Below are 25,993 nucleotides of genomic sequence, written 5' to 3' on the forward strand. Positions count from 1 at the left end.
GGTCTCTGTTTGATCCAATCCCAGTCGACATGCATTAAGTAGGCTATTTTTGACTTGGTTGGCAAAAGATCACTCCCTAAACTAAACTCCAAAAATAAATTACCAATCTATTAATTCTATCTCTCTTTTTATAGTATTTAGAAAACCACTTTGCTTTCTAACACGTTCAGCAGCATTTTGAGACAATGACAAAAATAACTTAGGGTTACAATACAGGCTTTCAATACTGTCAGCCAAAGCTAAGTAATCATCTGAATCAACTATCATCCCACAACTATTATCTACAAATTCTGGGATAGCAGCTACTCTATTTGTAACAGGAACAAGACCTGAGGACATCGCTTCATCTCTAGAAACTCCTTGAGAATCCATCCTCGTAGGCACTAAAAAAACACCATATTTCTTGTGAAGACTTGATATTTCTTCCTGTCTCAAGAATTTTTCCTCTAGTATCACATTTTTAAATTTTTTAATTGATTTTGTAGTACTTCTGAATAGTTCACCTTGACCAATTATTCTAAAATTAAGTTCATTAAAGAAAGATTTATGGGATAATTCTAGAATAGTTTTGACAGTAAGATCATTAGCATATGTTTTACTAGTGAAAGGTCGAATCGACAAGATATTATTACGCAACTCTGCATGTTTTTGATCATATCTAAAAAGATCACTATTAATATAATTGTGTATAACACTGTACATATTCTTAGGTAGTCTGAAACCCAAGTCAACAAATACGCTTTCTGCAAAGTAATTTGACACAAAAATAAAATGGAAATTATATTCTGTTTTGTTAAGAGCTAATTCAAAAATACTTTTCCAAAAATTCATTCTTTCCTCAGAGAATTTTTTGGCTTCCTCCATCTCTTTTTGATTATTATAGTTAAATTCCCTTCTCCACCAAGCTTGTATTTCAGAGCCATGCAGCCAAACTACAATTTTTTTTCCCTTTACAAGGTTTTTTATTCCATTCCAGATCGTTTCAGAAAGAAAATGGATTAAAATTGTCTGGTAGTTTGAACTTGTTAGCAAATTAGATACTTCCTCAAAATAACCGCTCATAATATCAATACCATAAAATTCAGAATAACCTTTTGGGTATTTTTCATTGAACTTGAAAACATCTACGAAATACCCGTTTTTTTTATATTCTATTAACCGAGCATGAACAAATGCATATCTATATAAATCATTATAGTCAGGGTAGTTATCTGTTATTAGCAATACTCTCGACTTATTCAGAAAGCAACCACTATTATAGCTATTTATTGGATTATCACTTAAACTTTCTCTTACTGGAATGTGCGTTACTATTTCTAGAATATCCTTCATTTTCAAGCCAATATCTATTTGGGGGAGATCGTCTACAATATCACATCTATCTCCAATAAAATCCATACAATAATTAAATTCATCAATAGAAAAACATTGTCTTTTGACCTCCCCCGTATCGATATTTCTACTAAATTCTAAAAGTTCTTCATTATTAAAAGTGCTAATTCTAATTAATGATGATCTGATTACTGAATTTTGGAATGCTTTATATTTTTGATTTTGATTTATTTTTAAAAATTCATTATTGCTGTATATATAATATTCATTTTTGCAGATAACATCTTGGGCTGCAGAAGCATTTCCCACTGCAAGAACCATATCATGTATATAGTTTTTACCATAATAATCATTGCTTGAAAAAAAGGCCATAAAGTCATAGTGTTCTCTAATATAATTATAAGCATCTGATAATTCATTCATAAGTATTACTTTGTCCGATTGGATTTGATAATTTACTTCTGACAAAACCAATAGTCGAGTGTGCGGGTATGTTTGCCTCATATAGTTAGCAATGGCATGCTCTATATCTTTTTTAGACATTGCTACTGTCAATATTGCAATTCTACATTCGTTATTACTAGATTTTGTACCGAATATCTTTTCTGAAATAAACTCCATTCTATGTCTATAGGTGTGCTCAGATAAAATTTTCCGCAAACCTGCCAATCTGAATTTTTCATAGTATATTTCTTCTGAGAGAAGTTCTAATTTTTTCTTTAAATAAATCATATCATCGGTACATAATACCAAATCTCCAAAAAAATTTCTAAGGGCTCTAGAATAATTGCTAACTAACACAGTGTTAGATCCAAGAACCTCAAATACTCGCCTTGCAAACATACTCTGTGATTGCTTAACTGAATTCATATTAATGTTGAACCGATAGCCTTTATATGCTTTATCAATATCTTTGGGTTCTAGTCTTCCTAAAATATATTTCTGATACTTCTTGGGGAATTTATAGGCCGACACCTTAGTTTTAAAATTTCTATCATAAATAACGATAGAATTAAGTTGATTTCCATCACTGACTAAATTCAATATTTTTTCTAAATCTCTGACTCTTTCAGGAAAATGTTTATAATAGGCTCCAGCAAAGCTGAATTTATTATCCCGAGGATAAATTTCAACAGGATTATTAATTTTCGGCTGCGCTGCAAATGGTAGCAAAAAAACACGTGAATGTCCTAGGATTCCTTTATATCTCCCTATGCAGTCAATATCTGTAGTAAAAACAAAATCGGCATAACGAGCTACTGAAACAAAGGTATTAAAATGCACCGGATCTTCCTTGTTCCAGAATAAAATAGGTATGCCACTCATTTTACAATAACTTAAAATCTCAATTAATTCATTGCTAAAAAACGCTACTTTTGTTTTCCACAATCCCCCCAAACCTTCCCAAGCAGATTCTAAAAAAAATAGATGTGGCTGGAATTCCTGAAGTTCATCCTTCCAGTTATCAGGGGTAAGCTGTTGTAGATTACACTCTGGAGAAAATGAATTAAAAGTAAACTCGTCCATAATACAAGCAACTTTCATAGCATGAATATCTTTAAAATTACTACTAAATAATTTATATTCAAGATCAGTTGCTGATACGGAAATACCCATCTCAGAAAGGATATCTGCTCTCAATACATTAAGCTCTTTAAATTTTTTTTCAATAAAACCCAAATCCATCTCATAATCCTCCATCTATTTTCAAAAATCTTTTGGTATTCTTTTCCTATATTTCCAGTATTTTAAGGTAATTTTTCCTAATTTAGAATTTCTTAGAAGTTCATACTTTTTGCTTAAATTAGAGAATTTAGCTTCTAATTCGTTGTATTTATGTATATCATTCTTGTACTTGGTCAGAATTTCCTTTTCGCTGTTAATTCTATTCAAAATCTCCAAATTTTTATCAATAATACTTTTTTCTAGTAAAGTTACTACATTAGATTCTTGCTCATTATATGATTTCAAATTATCTAAGCTACACTCCTCAATTAAATTTTTCAGTTCATTATTAATCCCACTGAATATTTCATTATTCTGCTCTGTCCGTTTTCTTACCCTACCAATTAAAAACATCCAACCGTTAATTATTTTATAACTATTTAATAATACATACTCTAGTATCTCTAAATATTTTTCAATTTTATCATATAATAAAACTTCCCTTAATTTTATAAACAGGATGATATGAGAACCCTCCTCAAGGATTTTATCCATTAAGGATTTAGTTATACCCTCCTCCAGTCTATACGAGTTATAATTATTAAGGTCATTACAAATTAATAAGTTACCTTCTATAATAAAAACGACATGTTTTGTTTCCATCATGCTATTTATTTCAGCTCCTTCTTTTTCTGAATTTAGAAAATCATTGAAAAGTCAATAAACTTCGAATTACAAATAGAGATTTATGTTATCCTAGAATTACTATAGTTCACATTATTATTTAATCTTATCCACTCTTAGAATACTAATTATAGGTTCTTAATAAAAGATTAGAAGATTAATTTAAAAGGAGTAATACAAATGAAATCATTGTGTGTTTTAGGTATGGGTTATATCGGGCTTCCAACAGCAATTACGTTTGCAAAAAATGGATTGAAGGTTCATGGAGTTGATATTAACCCCAATATAATAAAAAAACTTCAGTCAGGAGAACTCCACATTGAAGAGCCAGGACTACAGGCTATCTTTGAAGAGGTACTTACTGCAGGTAACTTAACTTTTGGTACTATTCCCAATACAGCAGACGCCTATATTATATCTGTACCTACCCCTATTAATAATAACAATAAAGCTAATATTGATTATGTGTGTTCGGCTGCAAATTCTATTATAACTTATTTGAAGCCAGGGGCTCTTGTGGTATTAGAGTCTACTGTTCCACCGCGTACAGTTGAGGATCATCTTATTCCGATTTTGACGAAAAGCCTCTTGAGAATTGGTGATGAGTTGTTTGTCTCACACTCGCCTGAAAGAGTAATTCCAGGGCGGTTATTAGATGAGCTCATAAATAATGATCGAGTAATTGGCGGTATTAATGATAAATCTGTAGAATTAACAAAAAAACTTTATAGTCGCTTTGTAAAAGGAAATATGCATTCTACAGATGCCACCACAGCCGAAATGGTAAAACTAATGGAAAACACTTACAGAGATATAAATATTGCATTCGCAAATGAGATGGCCCTAGTGGCAGAAAAAGTTGGTTTTAATGTTTGGGAAGCAATTAAACTGGCTAACTTTCATCCGCGAGTTAACATCCATCGACCTGGACCTGGCGTAGGGGGACATTGTATTGCTGTGGACCCTTGGTTTATCTATGAACAAGCTCCGGAACTTGCAAAACTAGTTCATACTGCTAGATCGACGAATAATTGTATGCCTGATTTTGTAGTAGAAAAAACAAAATCTTTTCTGAAAGATATAACTAATCCTAAGGTAGCCGTTTTGGGACTTGCATTCAAAGGAAATGTTGATGATATGAGAGAAAGTCCAGCTGTATTAGCAATTAAAAAAATTGCTGAATTTGCATCAGTTAGCATCTATGATCCACACGTAAAAGAAGATTGGAATTTTAAGGTGAATACTTACGATGAGTGTCTCTTTAATGCAGATGTTTTGCTTTTATTAACTGATCATGACGATTATAAAACACTTTCTCCGCTTCATTCATCAAAACTTATGAGACATAAAATTTTATTTGATACAAGAAATTCGTTAGATCATCAACATTGGAAAGAATATGGTTACGATGTTCATCTTTTAGGAAGTTCTACTAAGCCCAATAAAATTCCAATATATTAATTAACTGAAGGAGAATAATCCTTATTGGAGGGATAGTATTGACAACACCTGATATTTCTAATGTTACACTTTTTGATGGAAGTATATTTTGGGGTATACAGAATGAATATATTTTTTCAAATTTAAATTCAAACAAGGACTATTATGAGAAGAATGATTTAGATAGGTTTACAGAGTATATACCGAATAATGCTATCATTTATGATATTGGTGCAAACATTGGGAATCACACAGTTTTTTTTAAAAAATATTGTAATGCAACTAAAATTTACTCATTTGAACCGTCGCCTGTAAATTTTGATTTACTCAGAAAAAACATTACAGAAAACAGTCTTTCAAACATCGAGCTCTTTAATGTGGGCATAGGCGATACTTACAGAAAAACCTCGGTAATAACTAATATGTCCAATATGGGAGAATGTAGACTGGTAGATAGCCCTTCTGGGAATATTGAAGTTATACCCATAGATGGACATAACTTCGACGCTCCAGACTTTATTAAAATAGATGTTGAGGGCGATGAGTTAAATGTTTTAAAAGGCTTGTTCGATACTCTTATTAAATGTAAACCTGTTATTTGGATAGAGATAAATAATAATTTCAGCGAAGTTGATAATTATTTATCTAAACTAAATTATGAGATCGTTGACAAACTAAACTTCAACCATATTTATATTCAAAGTTCCTCAATAGAAAATAGGATCGCCACTTTAGATAGGTTTAAGAAGAATATCATTAAAGAAAGTAATAAGCTTGTAAGCGAAAAATGGAATTTGAATAAATGGCTTAATAGTTCCAAGGAAACTATTGAAAAATTGGAAACAGAAATTTCTTCAGAACGTACTAGCGGGAAACAAAGTGAACAATACTATGTGAAATCTTTAGAAACTATTGCATCTCATCCTATTTTTTCAAATACTCTGCAGATCACTGAGAGTGCCAGTACAACTGAATCAAATAATGTTTTATCTTTCAACATTATAACTGGATTGCACGAAATTCATAATAAATTTACAGAAATCAACAATGAAATGAATAAACTAAAGAATCAAATAGAGGTTCAAAAGATTCAATTAGATAAACTTACATCCGAAAAATATAATCTTAATAATCAAATATTAAACTACATTCAAGAACAAAAAAAATTATTGTTTGAAATTAAAAGGATACAAGATCATTATCTATTAATAGAACATCGCTACATGAAATTGAAAAACTCCTTAGTTGGGAAAATCGGTATAAAATTTTGGAGAATTTTTAAAAAAATCAGAAAAAGGTAGGTAGCTATTGGTTTGGATAATAATCAAATAATGCAGCGTATTCGTGAATTAAATCTTGAAGAAGAAAATATAAAAACAAGACAAGATCAAATAGAAATATACCTTAATGAAAATGACTGGTTCCCGTCACATGATGTGATTTTTGGAGAAAGTAAGGTTGAAAATCATACTGACCAGGTATTGTATATTTCTTATAAAGAGGTGAATAATAGCTTCACCATTCCACCAAAATATCAAGTTTTACAATTTTTAAAGAGTTACAAAGAGATTGATATCAATTTCCATGGACTAATTGATGGTAATTGTGAGGCTGCTCTTTATATTTTCACTTACAAGCAACATAATCAACAAAATATCCATTCTATTTCTCTTAACACTTCAACCACACTTTTAGTTGAAGATATTGATGGATTAAGACTAAGTTTAAGAATCAGCGGAAAAGGTTCTTTAAAACTATCTAAGCTTGAGATTAAACCAAAGTTCTCTTATCAGAAGACTGTTAATCAAAGAAAGAATCACTTAAATAGCGAAGTTAATCCTAAGGATATTACAGTTGCTATGGTTGTCGATGAATTCACATTTGAGAGTTTAAAACCAGAATGTAACGCTTTATACTTAAGCCCTGGTACATGGAAAGAAACTTTGGAAAACACCAATCCTGATTTTTTTTTCTGTGAATCTGTATGGACTGGGATTGATCCTGATGCCAGAGAATGGAGAGGAAAAATTTACAGTAGCATAAATTTTGAAGGGGAAAACCGGAAAGAACTATTGGAAATACTTCAATATTGTAAAGAAAATGGAATAAAAACTGTGTTCTGGAACAAAGAAGATCCGTCTCATTATGAAGATAAAATTCACAACTTTGTAGATACTGCCTTAAAATTTGACTATATTTTTACTACTGCTGAGGAATGTGTTGATAAATACAAAAAAGAATTTAATCATAAAAATGTCTTTCCACTAATGTTTGCTGTGCAACCGAAACATTTTAACCCAATTGAAACCATTGAAAGAACAAATGATGCTATTTTCGCCGGGAGCTACTATCGTCAACATGCTAATAGATGTATTGAAATGGATGGTATTTTTGATCTGATTCTTCAAAAAAATATTGGTTTATTAATTTATGACAGACAATATTATAATACTGATGAAAATCATAAATTTCCTGAGAAATATAATAAATATATATTACCTAGACTTCCTTACACCAAATTAGATAAAGCTTATAAGGGATCCAAATATGCTATTAATATTAATACAGAAACTCATTCCAATACAATGTTTGCTAGAAGAGTTTTTGAGTTGATGGCATCAAATACTTTAATTATTAGTAATTACTCTAAGGGACTATATAATAATTTTGGTGATTTACTATGCCTACTGTCAGGAGATGAATCAGACCCAGAAAAATTAGAATTCTTTATCTCATTTGATTATCGAAAGCACAGATTAAAAGCTAATCGATATGTTTTACTAAACCATACTTATGAAGAGAGATTTTCTTTTTTGCTGCAATCTATAGGCTATAGAACAAGTAAGTTTTCTTTAAGTGTAACAGTTATTATTTCTGTAAAGAATGAACAAGAACTCAACGAAGTATTAATTTTTTATTCTAATCAAACCTATTCGAATAAAAAAATATTAATCATAAACTCAACAAATGACAGTATTTTAACATCATTTTGGACAACAAAATATGGAAATGACTCGATAGTCATCACAGATCTTAATATGATATCAAAATATACCAACTTAGAATTACTAATTCAATCAGATTTTGTTGCATTTATGAATTTGAGTTATTATTATGGACCACAATATCTTGCAGACATGATGATGTCTTACAAGTATTTAGATTGGAATGTAGTAACTATTAAGGATCCATTACAGTCACAATATCAATTTGTAAGCGATGGCACTGTATTTGCGTCGGTTCTTCCTTCTGAAGTATTACAATATTATGATGCCAATAAATTTGATGAGAATGAACTGAACTTTATTAATAGACTACACCGTATAGGATATAGAATATTTAATGTGGATGAATTTAACATTCTAACTCCCGAGAATAATACAATTCCTAATCAATTGAAGATAACTATATAATAATACTAATAAGTTGGTGTTGATTTGTACAAAATAAGTATAATTGTCCCAGTTTATAATGCAGAAAAAAGGATTCAAAATACTATTTCCTCTTTAATAAATCAAACTATGGATTTTAAAAACATTGAGGTTATATTCATTGATGATAAGTCCACAGATAAATCATTAGAGGTTATTGAAGCTTATTCAAGTTTCTACAGTAATATAAAACTTTATAAACTTAATGATAATTCTGGAAGTCCCTCTAAACCTAGGAATTACGGAATAAAAATGGCAAATGCTGATTATATTATTTTCTTGGATAGCGATGATACACTTCCAGAAAACACATGCAATTTGCTATATACTACTATAAACACTGGAAAATATGATATTGTTCGAGGATATCTTCGTGTAATAAATGGATCTAAAACAAACTTTAGTAATGTACTCAATGAAGAAGACCTTTTAACGCAAAAAATACTCAAAAGAGCTCTTATTACAAAACAAAGCACTACTATAGATGGAATTTATAATAAATTTTTCTTAATGAAAAATAATATTTCCTTTGATGAACAAATTAGAATGGGAGAAGATACAATATTTTTAACTTCATGCTATTCTAAAGCTTCAAAAATAGGCTATATACATGAATGTATTTATAATTATTATAAAGGAAATGATTTGAAAAACTTATCTTCGACTCAATCCTATAGTTCTCGGGAATTAAATGACCATTTATACGTTTGGGAACAAGCTAAGAAGAATATGGAACTGGTCGGTTTAGATTACTTTACACTGAGACTACCTGTTGGCTTCCGCTCAGCTCTGCAAAGTATTCTTTATTATTCAAACGGAAAAATACCAGAAAACGACTTTATAAAACTACATCATTTTCTTACAAAAAACTCTAATATTGTTTCTAGCATGAATTTAACCCCCAGACTACAAGAAATTGTAGATGCTATTTTAAAGAAAGACTTTAATTTATTTATCAATTGTACTAAAAAACGCATTGTAATAAATGGATATGATTTGAAATTCATCAAGCCATTAGTTCCTTGGTTGAAACAAAATTACTTAGTTGAAATTGATGAGTGGCAAGGTCATGATGCTCATAACAAAGAAAATAGTCTTAAACTTTTAGAGTGGGCAGATATTGTTTTTTGTGAGTGGTTATTAGGGAATGCTGTTTGGTATACAGCTAATAAACGTTCTGACCAGGTCCTTTTTATAAGAATGCATAGATTTGAGTTATTTCAAAACTTCGGTAGTAGTATCAACATTGAAAATGTGGATGCTTTTATTACTGTCGGTATGTACTATTACGAGCAATTTTCAAAAACATTTAATTTCCCGCACGAAAAGATGAGGTTACTTCCTAACTATGTTGATGTCGAGAAATTTAACAAAAACAAGTCGAGTTCAACTAATACACAATATAACCTTGCAGTTATAGGCGGGCTTCCTTCGCGAAAAAGAATCGATTTGGCTATTGATGTACTCTCGTTACTTTTGGAACATGACGACAAATATAAACTCCACATAATTGGTTCAAAACCTGAAGAAGTAGAATGGTTATGGAGACTAGATAATGAAAGAAAATACTATGAAGATCTTTATAAAAAAATTAGGGAAAATAGTAAATTAAAAAATGCTGTTATATTTTCAGGTTGGCAAGATAGTTCCGAGTATCTTAAATCAATTGGATATGTTTTATCAGTAAGCGAAGACGAGAAACCTGAAAGTTTTCATTTAGCTCCTGCTGAAGGAATGGCCTCAGGTTCTGTAGGTTTACTATTGAATTGGCCAGGGGTGGAGTATATCTATCCGAAAGAATTTATTGTAAGCAACATTACAGATATGGCTAATAGAATACAAACTATAAACAAGAATGGCTTGTTCGAAAATTTCAGTATTCAAGGGACAAATTTTGTAACAACTTATTATGATATAGAAAAAGTATCAGGATATTTTTCTGGTTTAATTGAAACTGCTTATCTTAAAAAAACTTAAGAAAAACTTTTATATTTCACATATTAGCAATTAATGCAAAGTCAAATATGATTAATTCAATGATTCTCAGTAGAACGAATATTTAAGTAGTCAATTATATTGATATCAAAAACTTACTAACAAAGATATCCCCTCTCTCAATATATAACAGGAAGCTTGCATTAAATTTAGGTTATATTTAAAGTTAAATAGTGGTCTTGTATTTAAGGAGAATAAAACATGCTAATATATCTAAGAAACTTCAGTAAATTTAAAGACTTGTTCTTTGAATTAATAAAAAATGATATTCAATTAAAGTATAGAAATTCTATACTAGGAATTCTATGGAGCGTTCTTAATCCATTATTATTTATGATGGTACTAACATTAATTTTTTCTGAGTTATTTTCTACTTCTATCGAGTATTTTGCAATTTATGTCCTATCCGGAAGGCTGATATATTCTTGCTTTTCGGAGACGACAAACTTTGCGATGCAGTCAGTAGTCAACAATTCTTCTCTTTTGAAGAAAATATATCTACCGAAATATTTTTTTCCCTTATCCAGGGTATGCTCTTCATTTATTAATTCTCTTTTAGCAATGATTTCAATTATCCCAGTGATGTTACTTAATGGGCCTAGTTTTTCTTGGATGAATTTCGGTGTAATATTCCCTTTATTTTATTTGCTTCTCATTTCTATTGGGATTGGTTTAATATTATCTACTATTTATGTTTTCTTTCGAGATTTACAACACCTTTATTCAATTGTTCTAGTAATTGTTATGTATACTTCAGCAATTTTTTATCCAGCAGATATAATTCCAGAAAAACTTTTACCGATAATTCAGTTCAACCCTATATTTTCTATTGTAGAAATGTTTAGAGATTATTTAATTTATAATGTAACTCCTTCTTTTGTTAGTCATTTGTTTTGCCTGATATATGGAGTAACAACTATGTTAGTTGGACTCGTCATTTTTCACAAGAAACAGGACAAATTTATCTTTTACTTGTAAGCAAAAATTGGAGATGAATAAATGAATAATATAGCCGTAAAAGTCAACCAGGTCTCCATGAAATACAAGTTAATGAGTGGGAAAGTCAATTCGTTGAAACAGGTGTTCATCAATGCTATGACTCAGAAAATTACTTATGAAGAATTCTCTGCCTTGAAAGATGTTAGTTTTGAGATTCAGAAAGGAGAAGTTTTTGGAGTTGTTGGTTTAAATGGAGCTGGGAAAAGCACGTTATTAAAGGTTGTAGCTGGCATTTTAAAGCCAACATCCGGATCTGTGGAAAGATATGGCTCACTAGTTCCATTAATTGAGTTGGGCGGTGGCTTTAACTCAGAGCTTACTGGTATTGAAAACATATATTTAAATGGTATGCTACTTGGTTACTCAAAAAAATTCATCAAAGAAAAACTAGATGAAATTGTTGACTTTGCTGAGTTAGAAAAGTTCATCCATACCCCTATAAAAAATTACTCATCAGGTATGAGAGCCAGGTTAGGATTTTCAATTGCCACTCTTGTTAAACCTGATATTCTAATTGTTGACGAAGTCTTATCCGTAGGAGATCATAAATTTAAAGAAAAATCTGAAGCAAAGATGAAGGAGTTAATGGGGTCGGGTACTACTGTTTTGTTCGTTTCGCATTCCATTGATCAAATGAAGAACATGTGTAACCGTGTGTTATGGCTTGAACAGGGCTCAGTTAAAGACATAGGACCGGCAGATATTATATGTGATAAGTATAAAGCCAATTAATAACAAGGCTGTTCCGATCCTTTCAGGATTAGAACAGCCTTGATTGGTAAAGTGGTCTACTATAACTAAACTATGCTAAAATAATTGTCGTACCTATTCGCAAAGGAGATAAATACGTGTCGAATCCAGTATACGGGAAAAAGGCCACAGCGTCGAGAAATGGGGAAAAGTTTCCTGCGGCTCTGTGGGTATTGATGATCGGACTCATTTTATTCTTGGTTTGGGCGCCGTTCCAGGCCGGGTTGTTCAACGGACTTGTGCTAGACTTTGAGAAGCCTATCTATTGGGCGGTGCTAATCGGCAGCTTGCTAATGCTAGCCTGGGTCGCCGCTTTCTTCAAAAGCATTAAGCTTGAAGATCAACGGGATTGGACGGCTCTACTCGTTCTGTTCATCCCCATAACCTATATTATCGCATTGATTAACGCGGCTAGCCAGTATTTTGCTGCCAATATGGTGTTGATTCAGTCCCTTTACGCCTTTATATTCATCATTGGGCTTTATCTATTGCAACAGAAAAAGGCGAATCAAATCATAGAAACGACTGTGATTACCGTAGGCTATGGCATTGTTCTGTTCGGCTTGTTTAACTGGTTGGGACAAGGTAGAACAGTGTCGGCTATTGTCGGCTGGTTCACGAGCACTGTGGTTAATGGCCAGTTCAACCAGGCAGTTTGGGTTGATTCCAATGGTCCACGGCTAGCTTCAGTGTTCCAATACCCGAATACGTATGCCGCTTTTCTAATGGCTTTCTTTTTCGTGGCCGTATTTGCTATTACACGTTCTAAAAAAGGATATGGACAAGCCGTTCACGCCTTCATGTTAGTTCCAATTGTCCTGTCTCTTCTCTTAACCTTATCACGTGGGGGCTTGGTGTTCCTGCCGGTCGTGTTTGTGATATTGCTACTGTTTCTGAAGCCAGCCAAACAAATTTTATGGATTCTCTATTCACTGATTGCTGGAGTTGCTACTCTGCTTATTGCCAAACCGGTGACAGAGCTGGGCCAACAGTTCCATCTGGGGCAAATCGGAGATCCGGCTAAAGGCTGGTTCTACGTTCTCGCTGCCTCGATTATACTTGCATTGTTGGCTTGGCTTATACAACGCTTTGTGGCACCGCGTTTGGAGAAGGCCACTAGCCATTGGTCCGGGAAGAAGTTCTCCAATTTGTGGCTACCGCTTGTCTCTGTCATAGCAGTTGTGGTCTTGGCTTTCTTGTTCTTGGGCACAAATCTCAAGCACATCCTGCCTGGCAACATCGGAGAACGTCTGGAGAACCTCAATCTCCAGCAGCACAGTTTTCTGGAACGGATGACCTTCTACAAGGATGCCGCAAAAGTTGTCAAAGACTATCCGGTGATTGGGGCAGGTGGTGGGGCTTGGGCTTCAATTTATGAGCAATACCAGAACAACCCATACCTCAGTCGTCAAGCACATAGCTTTGTCATGCAATACCTGGTTGAGGTTGGTGTTTTAGGATTTATCGTTTTGCTTGCTTTTATGGGCTTTATTTTCTATAAATATATCCGTGACTACATGAAGGCTGACGAGCAAAAGCGTGAAGGTAATTTTGCTTACTTCATCATCGTACTTTCCATTCTCATGCACAGCTTGATGGATTTTAACATGAGTTATGTATTCTTAGGAGTACTTGTGTTCCTGGGACTTGGGGGTATGGCTGCGGGAATGGAGCATCACCCTGCTGGCAAGCTTGTACTGAAACCGAGGACTATGCGCGGATTGTTCAGTTCTGTTATGGTTGTGGCTTCGCTAATTTTGATTTTCGTATCCATCAGTTACATCCAAGCGAACCAAGCTACGGTCCAAGGTAAAATGCTGATCTCTACAAGCTCTGACTTTCAAGAGATTCAAGCTCCACTCAGTGAAGCGCTCAAGAAACGTAGTGGACAGCCAGATGCGATATTGTACATGAGTTCTCTTCTGCTGGCCGGGTTTGAGCAAACCCAGGACGATGCCTTTTACAATCAAGAGAAATTGTTGCTTACCGATGCTTTGAAAAAAGAACCTTATAATAAAAATATGTACAAACAGCTTATTAAGCTCTATCAATCTAAGGGAGAATTGGAACAAGCCCATGCGGTCCTTAGTGATAACGCCAAGCGTTATGCTTGGGACATGAACTGGTACGAGGACTTGATTGTACAGTCCTTCGAGCTTGGTTATCAGAAGCTGGGTGAGCAGGATGTGGTGCAGAAGGATGAATACTTCCACCTCGGAGTCACTGCTTATCAGCATGTGGTTGACGGAGTAGAGCATTTGAAGACACTTCCTGAAGGTCAAATGCAGGGGAATGCTTTTGAGGTTACCCAGCCTATGATCCTTCATGCCGGGAAAATGGAGTTCATGCTCAATGAACCCGCCAAAGCAGCGGAGGTTTTCAAGACAGGAATCCGTGAAGATTTGGGCGACAGCACCAATCGGGAAATTGCTCGTTGGTATCTGGCCTCCTTGCAAAAAACAGGCTCCACCGATCAAGCCGTACTCGACTTGCTCTTGCAGGTAGACCCATCTGAACAGGCTTCCATAGATGAATTGGCAAGCTTAAATTTCTAACTAAAAAACGGTCCCTCCTCATAGGAGAGACCGTTTTTTTAGTTGTAACGGATTATTTAGCTACCGGCTTCAAAATATCCGTCATATAACGAATCAATTCATCCCGCAGCTCTGGATTTTCTAACGCGTAGTGAATGGTTGTTTTGATAAAGCCTAATTTCTCCCCAACATCATGCCGTTCCCCATCAAAATGATAGGCCAGCACACGCTCCATTTCACCAAGCGTAGAAATAGCATCCGTCAACTGAATTTCTCCATTTACTCCTACTCGTTGATTTTCTAAAATATCAAAGATAGCGGGAGTTAAAATGTACCGGCCCATAATGGCCAAATTGGAGGGTGACGTCCCCACCTTTGGTTTCTCGATCAACTGATTGGCAACATAGACATGATCATTGATAGCTGTAGGATCTACAATGCCATAACGTGATACTTCATTCCAATCCACAGGTTGAACACCTACAATAGAGGATTTATGCTGGTTATATACCTCAATCATTTGCTTCAGGCACGGTACATCAGACTCAACAATGTCATCCCCTAGTAATACCGCAAACGGCTCATTGCCAATAAATTTGCGTGCACACCAGATCGCATGTCCAAGCCCCTTGGGTTCCTTTTGCCGAATATAATGAATGTCTGCCATATCTGAAGATTTACGAACCTCTTCCAGCAGTTGAAATTTACCTTTTTCATTCAAGTTAAACTCCAATTCAAAAGAGGTATCAAAGTGATCCTCAATGGAACGTTTGCTTTTGCCAGTAACGATAATAATATCCTCGATCCCCGAAGCTACAGCCTCCTCCACAATATATTGAATGGTGGGCTTGTCCACAATCGGCAGCATTTCTTTAGGCATCGCTTTGGTCGCTGGCAGGAAGCGCGTACCCAGCCCTGCTGCGGGGATGATGGCCTTACGGATTTTCATACAACGATCTCCTCATTTCAGGATGGTCCAGTTGCTGTCATTATAACATATGCTGGAGCGCATCTGTGATGCTGGGCAAATAGAAAAAGCAGACCTGGAGATAACCCCAAATCTGCTCACACTCTTATCTATTCACAGTCATGTATCTTTTGCTTAGTGGCTGCGCCATTTCCCTAGCCAATCCGTTCTCCAAGATTGATGCTCTTCCTGCAACACTGGTGAACGATCCATATCCGGGGTATGCAAACGACGCTCATTGCTAAATTCGATCTTCCGATACTCTTGCTCACCGTCCATGGTCAATCGGCCATGCACCCGACCTACAACCGATTGCATTTCGAGGAATCCTTCAAACATCACGATCACCCTCCTGGGAATGTCGAGCGATACTTCCAGACTGCCTCTTGCAATTCATTTCTAACTTATGACCTAATTGGCTTCATGACTTCAGCCATCTTAACAATCTGCCAGGATCGCTCTTAAGTTTTTTGTTTACGCTTACATTATATCATAATAGAATGGTTTGATGCAGCTTGCAGACTTGATTTAGCGCCTTTTCAGACCCTCTTCACAAACCCTCCACATGTTGTCCTCATTGGAAAAACGAGTGTCTTCGCAGGGTGTATTTTCTGATATTTGAGCTATGAAAAAGAGTCTCTATGGCCAAATTTCTCTGCCATAAAGACTCTATATTGATTTCATATTCGTCTACTTCACCAATTGCCCACGGGTAACGCCAAGCTGATTGGTGGCTTTCAGTGTTTTCCACACCTGAGTACCACTAATTTCACCACGTAGCGCCCGGTTGTACAAATTGATGACCTCATGTACTTGCTCCAGTGTTTCCTCCAGGAACTCTACCCGGTAACGAGAAACTCCTAGCTCCAGAAAATGGCTCAGGTATTCCGCACCCGATTGCTCAATCGCATTGTAGACCGTATTCCGGCAGCCTTCATCCACACGGACCGGATGGGACATGCCGATGCGGTCCTGCAACGAAGCCCGTTGCTCCTCACATGGACGGCCACAGTTCGTATAGTTTGTACCTTCGCTGAGGAAGGTACAATACACGCAATGCTCGGTGTGAAACATCGGTAAATGCTGGTGGATAACAATTTCCATGTCGGCCGTAGGGCTGACACCAAGCAGATCCACCATCTGCTGAATGTTGAGGTCATAGGATGGTGTCACCATGTCACAACCCGCTTCCAGGAACAGCTCCGCTGCTTTGTGATTGGCGATATTAAGCGAGAAATCACCAATCAACTGCGGGTGCTGCGCAGACGGGTTCTCTTGACGGTGGCGCAAATAATAATAGAGCGCCCCGGTATTGCGTACCAGCACCGCATCCGGCTGGAGGCGCAGGATGTTGTTGTGGTAGCCGTTCTCACCTGGCATATGAATGCGCGGCGTAGCCAGAGCAATACGTTTGCCTGCGGCCCGAACGGCCTCTACCGCTGCCGGGAACTGCTTGATAAACTCGAAGTCGGCGTAAATCCACGATACGCCGGCTTCCAGCGCAGCCTGCACCTGCGGCAGGCTGCGACACAGCGCGGTGAGCTCCGCTCCACCGCGCTGATGCGGCGCGCGGCACGTGCCTGCGGCAGCGCTAGCGCCAGTCGGCGGAGCAGCTACGCGCGCCCCGCCCATGGCCGGGGCAGCAGCCCCTGCCGCCCGCGTCCACACGGGCGGCTTCGGCCGCTCAGCAGCGAGCAGCTCCACCGCTCGCCGGCGGATGCCGTTCAGCTCTCGCATCGGCAGGATCACGTCGCCATGAAGCTCCGCATCCAGCTTCTCAAGCTGGAACACCGTGCCGCCGAGACGCCCGAACTGCTCTTCGAGCAGGGCTACGTCCATCGGCCGTTTTTGCGCGATCTCGAGCTCCAGCTCCGAGTCCACACGCACCGTCGTCCCCTTCTGCACATCCGTCCAGAAGGTCGAGAGTAGCCCCCCGGCATGGCCTACGACGCGCACATGCACCGGGAACACCCGATACGGCTTCTCCGTCTCATAGGTCTGACGCAACCGTTTGTCCAGCGCCGGATCGCTTGTCTTCCAGATACGATTGCCTACATGCACGCGGCGCAGGTCAACATCATTCCGACCCGGCACGATGTCGATGATCCAGCCTTCCCCGGCTTCGCCCTCTTGCTTCACACCTTGACGACGCCAATCGTACACGCGCCCGCCTTCTTCCTTTTTCGTCGGGTCCCCGGCATCAAACACAATTCCATCCCCCCGCTTAAGCGGAGCCTCAAGCTTGCAGACCACGCCATCGCGCAATACCTTCTCTACGCGCCCAAGATAAACACCGCGGCTTTTCGGAAATGTTCCCTCCACCAGTTGCTTGTTGTTGGTACCCTCCAGGAAGCCATGGGTAAACCCACGTGAAAAGCTCTGCTGCAGCTCACGAATTTCTTCTTTTGACGGCCGCGCATCATCACCATCAAAATACAGGTCAATCGCTTTACGGTACTTGCTCACCACGTTGGCCACATACTCCGGAGTCTTCATCCGACCTTCGATTTTAAAAGAAGTCACGCCCGCTTCAATTAACTCCGGCATAATATCAATGGCGGCCAAGTCCTTAGGTGACAACAGATAAGCCACATCGCCCATCGGCTTTTGCTCACCATCCACGATAAGATCATAGGGCAACCGACAGGCCTGCGCGCATTCTCCCCGATTCGCCGAACGCCCACCCCACATCTCGGAGGTCAGGCACTGACCGGAGTAAGAAACACAAAGCGCCCCGTGCACAAAAACCTCCATCGGCAGCTTCGCCTGCTCCCCAATCACCTGAATTTGCTTCAAATTATTTTCCCGGCCCAGCACCACTCGCTCCATATTCCAAGGCTTCACGAATTCAACGGCCTCCGGCGACGTAATCGTCATTTGTGTCGAACCATGAATCGGGAAGTCCGGCGACAACTCGCGAATCAGCTTAACCAAGCCCAAATCCTGCACAATGACCGCATCCACGCCACTATTGATACATACCTCAATCAATTCCTGTGCATCACGTAGCTCATCCTCAAAGACGAGAATGTTAAACGTCAGAAACCCCTTGACCCCATAGCTATGCAAAAAGGCCATGATTTCCGGCAGCTCATCCATCCGAAAATTGTTTGCTCTGGCTCTGGCATTAAACTTTTCCACTCCAAAAAATATCGCGTCCGCCCCATTTGCCACGGCGGCACGCATGCAGTCCCAATCGCCGGCTGGTGCCAACAACTCTACATCCTGTCTGGTTAATCCAGTGTTACGGCTACTCATATATATCCTCCCAAGCTGACCCTGGTCAGCATTTATCTCTCCTAAAGCTTCAAAATTGAATCATCCATTAACTTATTTATTCTAGCAGACATTGGCGACGTACTCTAGCTTTTCCAGTCATTCACCATAAAAATACTTGAAGAGTTGTTCAAGGAGTAAATTTGACTTTTTGAACTCGCACTTAATTCCACCAAGAGGCCTACACCTTACACGCGAAAAAAGCCCACAAGAGCAATGGTTACCAGCTCTCATGGGCAGTACACGGGTCTTATTTTTCTAGCCTTCCATAACTTTTATGCAATTGAAATCCTTATAACTTCCAGTACGATTCATGTTGGACTTCCTGTGCGGCTACAAAGCAGAAATTAGACATCATAGTGAAAAAGTTTCGCCTACGTTATGCAGCAATATCGGAGCATCCAGCCTCTCGTCCACTCAATGTGTCACCATAGACCGGAAATCATCCCTGCTCGACAAGTCCGCATGATAGAACACGACATCCCCATCCTGCAAATTGAATTGCCGACCATACGGGTCCGTGACCTGTCGTACAAATCCCTCCATATCATGCCACTGGTTCATCAAAGGACCATGAATATATTGCAGATAGGGCCGGTTAAGCTCCCCGTTTCGCACCGTTTCTACATTGAAGTTCACCACAATATAGCCATTACTCAAAAAGATTTCCGACCGATCCGTCAATCCCCCATGCGTGCGTCCATACTCTGCTACATTCGTCCCTGTGGGTACTGCGAACAATTCTGCCGGCAGGCTGTATTCTCCGTACCATTTCTGAACGGCTGCATTGGCTCTGGCTAGGTCTACGGTGACCGGAATTTCCGTCTTCGGGCCCATCAGCGTCCGTACACCCTCGGGCAACCGCAGCAGACTTAAGCTCCCGATAGATGTCTCCCGCATGGTTTGCCGCTCCATAAAATTTTGCACGAACTGGCTTCGCCCAATCCCGGCCACCTGATTGAACGTATACTCATGATCATACTTGTAGAGCGCCGTATCTCTCAGTTCTTCCTCCGGCACATTTCGCAGCCGCTCATTCAGAATCACGTAACGCTTCACCTGGTCTGACGGAGAACCAATCCGGACATAACTCTGGCTCCCGGTATGATAATACAAGTCCACCGCTTGTCTGGCGCCACTGTCCCCATCCACGAAATAGAAGCTCGGGGTAATCACAATCTGATCCTCCAGACCAAACATATTCCCCTTCGTCTTCAGGTCAAACTTGAAATGATAGCCGGTCTTAACCACAGCATTTTTATACAACGGATGGCTTCCCGGCCGAATAGGCAAGGTATATCGTTCTACATTCCCACGAGGCGCTCCGTCAATGCCTTGACGTCCCACCCAATACGAAACCCCGGTAGGAATGCGACTACCTTTTGCAGCACGAAACACCAACTCCCAGTTGTAATCAGCAATATCCGTCACCTGAAAGTCATACACCCGCCCAATCACATCTACCGCCACCTTATCATAAGCGACGTGGTGGACGAGATTCAGGTTTGCACTCGTTTGCTGCGTAGCACCTCCCGGTGCATTATGTGAAATCGAGCGAAACTCTACCTCATAAAAACCTTCATCCACCCAAACGGGTAAAAAGAAAGGATATGTCTCCTGCTCTTTTCGAACTTCAATCCAAGTATTTTTCGGATAAAAATTTGACCGTGCTCCATCATACACATCAAAGGGAAAACGCACCTGCTTGCTGCCTATGTACTTGAGATAATTCCGGTTGCCATACCCTATATAGTTCGTATGCTGTCCACTATTCGGTAACTCTACGGTAAAAGGACGATCTAAAATGAGCGCCGACCTTCCTGCAGCAGGGGTTGTTTTCTGGTTATGAGCCGCATCATCCGATACGTCCGGGTACATGACGACAGGCGTATGCACCGTCACCGAGTTGATGCCCGGAATCGGATAGCTTTTATCGGCACCGCCCTGGATATTTCCGCTCATCAACCCGTAATAAATGGTGCCTGTACTAGGCTGATTAGCCTTGTTTGTTTTACTTATCGGAATCTCATGTCCCGGGCTGTACAGCACATTCTCCCCAATGGACGAGGCAACAGGAATTGCACCTGGCTTTGGCCCGGAGCGAGTAGTTTCAGCCCCCTGCATAATAGTGGTCCCATTGAAAGTTAACGTGTCATTTGTGACTTTTACTTCTTCTACCGCCCCCTCGGCATAAGAACTCAAATTTTCTCCCGAAACACTAGGCCTGCTTTTGCCTCCTGATTTACTCCCCGAAGGAGCTTCAACCGGGTTTTCCGGCTTAGGAGCCGTAAAGCCACTTGATTTGGCAGTGGAGTAACTGGGGGGTGTATACCCTGCGGGCAAAATACGAATTTCATTCCCTGCAAAAGCATAATTTTGCAAAGTTGCTTCGTCAATTTGGTAAATTTCCAGATTGTCGATCACCCAATAGGAATACTCACGCTTAACGCTATACGACTTGGTAACCGTCTCAGTATCAGACTGAGGATCAGGTTCTGTCCGCGTGTTTCCTTCGTCATCCGTTACCGTCTTCCCTGGGTCCCAAGTCAAGGTATACTCCCGATTCACAGTAATATCGAAGGTGCACGTTCCGCCCATCTCAACAAACCTATTCTGATGGAGATAACTCTTGGTCAGAACATTCCCATACAGACTCTCCGTCGTCGGAATCCCATCCAGCACATTGAACCTCTCCGCCCCCCGGCTATCCGCTTTAATCACGGCGCTGACAGCCGGATCATTTAGCGGTACATCGATCACATTACCGCTTGGCGCTGGTGCGGTGCATTGCCCTGTACTAGGTATATCTGGGGGATTGCCCCCTTTGGGTTCGTAGTAGAAATAGACGTAATATATTGAAAATTTACCGTCATATTTAAACTTTGGAGGATCCCCCGTCGCATTTGGCCCTCCCTCAGGCTCCTTGATGGTACTCTTCTGATATCCTTGGTACTTATATTTGCTAGTATCTGGTGCATGCTCATAAAAGTACTCTTGTTCTAGAATTAGCTTTTCCGTCCGATCCTTAAAGCCATCTATCCCGTTTAAAGCTTGACCTGTTGTGGTGAAGTGTTTAATGATTGCTTGGCCTTCGAGGGGTTCGAGTTCGATACGAAATAAAAAAGGAAAATATTGACGCTGGTAGGTTACACCATCTGCAAAAGGTGGACCCGGAACAATAATCCTTGCACCTGGAGCATCAAGTCTCGCTTTTACGCTCACAACTTGGATTGCAGTTTCTGTACCTTTGCCTGTTAAACCTTTATCATAAATATCTATAATACTAGCTAGTTGTGGCTTCCAATTATTGTACTCTTCACCGTATCTTGCGTTTCTAAACATTTGATCCGTCCATTGTTGCTTTTCCCCACTGACAGAATGACTGTACGTTGATACATTTATTTGTTTTATTATTCGACCAGGAAACTTAAACTGATATGCCCATTCATCATGTGAAACGATCGTTTTCCCTGGTTCTATAATAAGACCGGAGTAGGGATCGGCAATATACTGGCCTGCTGAGTTTGTCCAGATATCGGCATAACCCATACCCACTGTATAATAGACATTTTCATTTTGCTCACTTCTTGTTGTTGTTAGGGAAAATGCAGCTTTAGCAGCAAAAGACTTACTTACACCCAGCAACGTTAAAATAGTAAAGATGATTAAAAAAAATTTATACATATACCTATTTCTCTTACACATAATTTTCCACCTTATTTAAAAGGATTTACCAGCAAATGCACACTGTCTTCACCAGATGCCGATCTAAAGCAAATGTAATCGAAAGTTTTCAGAGTGAACTTTTCCCAATCGTTATCCTGCAACAAAATTTTGTCACCAATAAAATCAACATAATAAGTAGCGATTTTTGTTCCATCTTTCATCTTAACTTCTCCAAGTCCATTTATGGGAGCCCTATCTCTAGGTTCATTCTCTTTACTAAGCAAAAACAGTCCTAATTCATACCCTCCTTTATAGCGAACCTGTATTCTAGTCTTATTACCGTCTTTCGCCAAATAAATTTCATAGATTGTCTTATTTCCCATTTGAATAGGGAATTGATCCTTTTTAAGAATCCTTACTTTTTCTAATGCTAATCCATTATTTTGGAGTAACTCATAACGATTATCATCATTCTTAAAATATTTCTTGTAAGAACTCAAATCTTCAAGTTCTGTCACTTCCGTGATGTCAGGCACTTCCTTACTCCCAATCCAAACCCATTGCCCAACCGAATCCCATTCCACCGCTTCCCCCAAATTCTCACTAACAAATCGCAATGGCACATAAGTGCGTCCTTTGACAGCTTTAGCTGCTATATCCATGGCAACTGACTGACCGTCCACAAGGGCCTGCTTGCTTCCCATCGTTAGGACAATCGATTTGTTTTCCTTGGTGTAAGTGACCTTCTTCTCAGCCCCGTCGTACTCCACATTGGCACCAAGCGCTTCACCAATTCCCCGAAGTGGCACTTGTATTCGTCCATTCTCCAATACTGGATCACCACCCTGAAACTTCACCTTACGTCCATCAACAAGTACAGCCAGCTTAGGACTTCCTACAATGGCTTCTTTCGCACCTGCTGTCTGAAAGTTTTTCATCTGTGGCACAGCTCCTACGCTCATTCCCAGTGCTCCACATAACATTAAAATGACTAGCTTCTTCATCCCCATCACTCCTATAGCATTTTGCTTATTTCCTCATGACCTTAATTAATCCAACTCCCCCAATATTCGCCACCCTTTCTCCATCAACCTCCTTCCTTCTCTCTAATTTGTGAATTTAATCCATCTAAATACGACAAAAAAGCACACCTCGCCATCCATTACGATGCAAGGTGTGCTTCACCAGTTATTAGTATAAGTGAATTTCTTCCATTTGGGAAGAACCTTTTACTCCAGACCACAGCGAATACTTACCGAATTCATATGAGGTAGAGTCTTCAAGTAGGTAGTTATCTACGAGAGTACATACATATTTTGCTATTAAAATAATTTAGATGGAAATCCTCCAGCTAAAAACTCCTTTTTCGCCATTCTAAAACAGTTAACTGGAATTCCTCCATATATTTTTGCCCAAATCACCTGAAATGGACCAAAACCACAGATTTATAGGGAGCTTTTCCATCTAATTAACATAAATCAGCCAATATGCGCAAAATAGCTGGAAGATTTCCCACTAGTGTGTAACCAGACCTTTGCCCCGCGAGCTTAATCCGCCTAGGTGGCCACACAAGCTACTCCACTCCCAAGTAACCTCTGTAGCCTGGCGCTACTCATCTCCCTTGTAGCGTAACCTGGCGTTGCCCCACTCCACCACTCCCAGCCAACCCGCTGCTCCCCCAACTAGCTTTACCACATGCTCCCTCGGTTCCACCACAGTTAACCTCGACTCGCCCCAGCCCGCTCCAGCATCCCTCGGGCAATCCAAACCCCGGCGGCTCCGGCTTGAGCCAAGCCCCGGGTGATACCGGCGCCATCACCGCCGCAGAACAGGCCGCTGATTTCTGTTTCCAGCGATTCGCTTAGCTTGGGCCGGGCCGAATAGAATTTGGCCTCTACGCCGTAAAATAACGTGTGCTCCGAGGCAATACCCGGCGTGACTTTCTCCAGAGCTTCGACCATTTCAATCAAGCTCTTCATCGTGTTGTAAGGGAGGACAAGTCCCAGATCTCCCGGTACCGCTTCCTTAAGCGTGGGCTCCAGGAAGCCTTCGGAAATTCGACCTGCCGTCGATCGACGGCCTCGCAGGATATCACCGTACCGTTGCACGATCACTCCACCGTTAGACAAGTCGTTGGCCCGCTGGCAGATTTCGCGCGCGTATTCATTGGGCTTGTCAAACGGCTCCGTAAACTTATGGGATACCAGTAAGGCGAAATTCGTATTATGGGAACCCAGCGCCGGATCTTTAAAAGAATGCCCGTTTGCCGCCATAACCCCGCTATGATTTTCCACGACCACATGTCCCGACGGATTGCTACAGAACGTGCGTACCCGCGTGCCCACCGAGGTATTGTAGATGAATTTGCCTTCATACAAATGCTCATTAATCTCCCGCATCACCACATCGGAGGTCTCTACGCGCACTCCAACGTCCACTTGATTATTCGTCATCTTCAGCCGACGCTTCTTCAAAATCTCCGTCAGCCATGCCGAGCCGTCCCGGCCGGGAGCAACCATGACCAAATCCGCCTCGTGCGTGTCACCGTTTTTCAGCGTAATCCCCCGTACCACGTGGCTATCATTCTGTTTATCCGTGATCAAGTCAGCCACTTCGGCCTTGAACAGCATATCAATACGTGTAGCCAAATATTCATAAATGGATTTCAAAATCTCCAGATTTTGCTCCGTGCCCAAATGACGTACCTGCGCACGCAGCAGCTTCAACCCCGCCGCATATCCCCGCTGCTCAATATCCCGCACCGCTTCGGTCAATGGGTCTGTAACCGCAGGGGTAGCCCCATGCTCCAAATTGATGGAATCCACATATTTAATCAGATCAAGCACCCGGGAAGGGGCAATATAATCATTTAGCCAACCCCCAAACTCCGTAGTGATATTAAATTTACCATCGCTGTAAGCCCCGGCACCACCAAATCCGGCTGTAATAGAGCAAGCTGGCAGACAGCCTGCAAACTCCTTACGTCCGGCAGCAGGCGGGCATAGAGTAATTTTCTCTTCCAGAATCGGGCATCTCCGGCGGTAAATATCATGCCCCTTGTCCACCAGCAGCACCTTCCAGTGCGGAGCCTTCCGGGTTAATTCATAACAGGCAAATATCCCGGCAGGGCCTGCTCCTACCACAATCACATCGTATTTACTCATCTGTATCCTCCACAAGTAAAGTATCAGTCGTGTTCAAAAAATCGGGTTCGCAGGACCGAGAAGGTTGGATGAAGCTAGGGACTGAGTAGC

The 25,993-nt window shown here is 39.7% G+C and carries 15 protein-coding genes; 7 read left to right on the forward strand and 8 right to left on the reverse strand.

Annotated elements, in window-relative coordinates; genetic code table 11:
* Window positions 1–99: 99 nt before the first annotated feature.
* Together AC1VOR_RS21375 and AC1VOR_RS21380 are read right to left on the reverse strand one after the other, a co-directional pair.
* Window positions 100–3,018 (reverse strand): glycosyltransferase family protein, encoded by a 2,919-nt coding sequence (locus AC1VOR_RS21375; protein WP_482620892.1) that lies wholly within the window; start codon window positions 3,016–3,018, stop codon window positions 100–102.
* Window positions 3,019–3,039: 21 nt separating this feature from the next.
* Window positions 3,040–3,663, reverse strand: coding sequence for a hypothetical protein (locus tag AC1VOR_RS21380; RefSeq protein ID WP_482620894.1), 624 nt, complete (start codon window positions 3,661–3,663; stop codon window positions 3,040–3,042).
* Window positions 3,664–3,861: 198 nt separating this feature from the next.
* Between AC1VOR_RS21380 and AC1VOR_RS21385 the strand changes: the two genes are divergently transcribed.
* The 7 genes from AC1VOR_RS21385 to AC1VOR_RS21415 all read left to right on the forward strand — a co-directional run bounded on the left by AC1VOR_RS21385 (window position 3,862) and on the right by AC1VOR_RS21415 (window position 14,851).
* Window positions 3,862–5,142, forward strand: a complete 1,281-nt coding sequence (locus AC1VOR_RS21385; protein ID WP_482620896.1) for a nucleotide sugar dehydrogenase — start codon at window positions 3,862–3,864, stop codon at window positions 5,140–5,142.
* Window positions 5,143–5,180: 38 nt separating this feature from the next.
* Window positions 5,181–6,422, forward strand: a complete 1,242-nt coding sequence (locus AC1VOR_RS21390) for an FkbM family methyltransferase (protein WP_482620898.1) — start codon at window positions 5,181–5,183, stop codon at window positions 6,420–6,422.
* Between the two features lie 12 nt (window positions 6,423–6,434).
* Window positions 6,435–8,534, forward strand: a complete 2,100-nt coding sequence (locus AC1VOR_RS21395) for a CgeB family protein (protein ID WP_482620900.1) — start codon at window positions 6,435–6,437, stop codon at window positions 8,532–8,534.
* A 24-nt stretch (window positions 8,535–8,558) separates the two neighbouring features.
* Window positions 8,559–10,529 carry a glycosyltransferase gene (locus AC1VOR_RS21400; RefSeq protein ID WP_482620901.1) on the forward strand — a complete coding sequence of 657 codons (1,971 nt, stop codon included), beginning with the start codon at window positions 8,559–8,561 and terminating at the stop codon, window positions 10,527–10,529.
* A gap of 219 nt (window positions 10,530–10,748) precedes the next feature.
* The gene (locus tag AC1VOR_RS21405; protein WP_482620902.1) at window positions 10,749–11,525 is read left to right on the forward strand and encodes an ABC transporter permease; all 777 of its coding nucleotides are present in this window, start codon (window positions 10,749–10,751) and stop codon (window positions 11,523–11,525) included.
* A gap of 21 nt (window positions 11,526–11,546) precedes the next feature.
* A complete protein-coding gene (locus AC1VOR_RS21410) occupies window positions 11,547–12,278 on the forward strand; it encodes an ABC transporter ATP-binding protein (RefSeq protein ID WP_482620904.1) in 732 nt (243 codons plus the stop codon).
* 116 nt (window positions 12,279–12,394) lie between these two features.
* The gene (locus AC1VOR_RS21415; RefSeq protein ID WP_482620906.1) at window positions 12,395–14,851 is read left to right on the forward strand and encodes an O-antigen ligase family protein; all 2,457 of its coding nucleotides are present in this window, start codon (window positions 12,395–12,397) and stop codon (window positions 14,849–14,851) included.
* Between the two features lie 52 nt (window positions 14,852–14,903).
* Here AC1VOR_RS21415 and galU read toward each other — a convergent pair whose 3' ends face one another.
* The 6 genes from galU to AC1VOR_RS21445 form a co-directional block, all read right to left on the reverse strand.
* Window positions 14,904–15,779 carry a UTP--glucose-1-phosphate uridylyltransferase GalU gene (gene galU, locus AC1VOR_RS21420; protein ID WP_482620908.1) on the reverse strand — a complete coding sequence of 292 codons (876 nt, stop codon included), beginning with the start codon at window positions 15,777–15,779 and terminating at the stop codon, window positions 14,904–14,906.
* 153 nt (window positions 15,780–15,932) lie between these two features.
* Window positions 15,933–16,136 carry a hypothetical protein gene (locus tag AC1VOR_RS21425; protein ID WP_482620909.1) on the reverse strand — a complete coding sequence of 68 codons (204 nt, stop codon included), beginning with the start codon at window positions 16,134–16,136 and terminating at the stop codon, window positions 15,933–15,935.
* Window positions 16,137–16,487: 351 nt separating this feature from the next.
* On the reverse strand, window positions 16,488–19,055 hold the full coding sequence (locus tag AC1VOR_RS21430) for a U32 family peptidase (RefSeq protein ID WP_482620911.1): 2,568 nt from the start codon (window positions 19,053–19,055) through the stop codon (window positions 16,488–16,490).
* A gap of 435 nt (window positions 19,056–19,490) precedes the next feature.
* Window positions 19,491–22,415 (reverse strand): DUF5704 domain-containing protein, encoded by a 2,925-nt coding sequence (locus tag AC1VOR_RS21435; protein ID WP_482620913.1) that lies wholly within the window; start codon window positions 22,413–22,415, stop codon window positions 19,491–19,493.
* Window positions 22,416–22,789: 374 nt separating this feature from the next.
* Window positions 22,790–23,743, reverse strand: coding sequence for a copper amine oxidase N-terminal domain-containing protein (locus AC1VOR_RS21440; protein ID WP_482620915.1), 954 nt, complete (start codon window positions 23,741–23,743; stop codon window positions 22,790–22,792).
* Window positions 23,744–24,457: 714 nt separating this feature from the next.
* Window positions 24,458–25,903, reverse strand: a complete 1,446-nt coding sequence (locus tag AC1VOR_RS21445) for an NAD(P)/FAD-dependent oxidoreductase (protein ID WP_482620916.1) — start codon at window positions 25,901–25,903, stop codon at window positions 24,458–24,460.
* Between the last annotated feature and the right edge of the window lie 90 nt (window positions 25,904–25,993).

It is taken from the genome of Paenibacillus sp. 1SOY10, assembly GCF_056836745.1.

Excerpts from the sequence above, each read along its gene's own strand:
- AC1VOR_RS21375 (WP_482620892.1), bottom strand. The coding sequence starts at position 3,018 with ATGGATTTGGGTTTTATTGAAAAAAAATTTAAAGAGCTTAATGTATTG.
- AC1VOR_RS21380 (WP_482620894.1), bottom strand. The coding sequence starts at position 3,663 with ATGATGGAAACAAAACATGTCGTTTTTATTATAGAAGGTAACTTATTA.
- AC1VOR_RS21385 (WP_482620896.1), top strand. The coding sequence starts at position 3,862 with ATGAAATCATTGTGTGTTTTAGGTATGGGTTATATCGGGCTTCCAACA.
- AC1VOR_RS21405 (WP_482620902.1), top strand. The coding sequence starts at position 10,749 with ATGCTAATATATCTAAGAAACTTCAGTAAATTTAAAGACTTGTTCTTT.
- AC1VOR_RS21410 (WP_482620904.1), top strand. The coding sequence starts at position 11,547 with ATGAATAATATAGCCGTAAAAGTCAACCAGGTCTCCATGAAATACAAG.
- galU (WP_482620908.1), bottom strand. The coding sequence starts at position 15,779 with ATGAAAATCCGTAAGGCCATCATCCCCGCAGCAGGGCTGGGTACGCGC.
- AC1VOR_RS21425 (WP_482620909.1), bottom strand. The coding sequence starts at position 16,136 with ATGTTTGAAGGATTCCTCGAAATGCAATCGGTTGTAGGTCGGGTGCAT.
- AC1VOR_RS21430 (WP_482620911.1), bottom strand. The coding sequence starts at position 19,055 with ATGAGTAGCCGTAACACTGGATTAACCAGACAGGATGTAGAGTTGTTG.
- AC1VOR_RS21435 (WP_482620913.1), bottom strand. The coding sequence starts at position 22,415 with ATGTTTAGAAACGCAAGATACGGTGAAGAGTACAATAATTGGAAGCCA.
- AC1VOR_RS21440 (WP_482620915.1), bottom strand. The coding sequence starts at position 23,743 with ATGAAGAAGCTAGTCATTTTAATGTTATGTGGAGCACTGGGAATGAGC.
- AC1VOR_RS21445 (WP_482620916.1), bottom strand. The coding sequence starts at position 25,903 with ATGAGTAAATACGATGTGATTGTGGTAGGAGCAGGCCCTGCCGGGATA.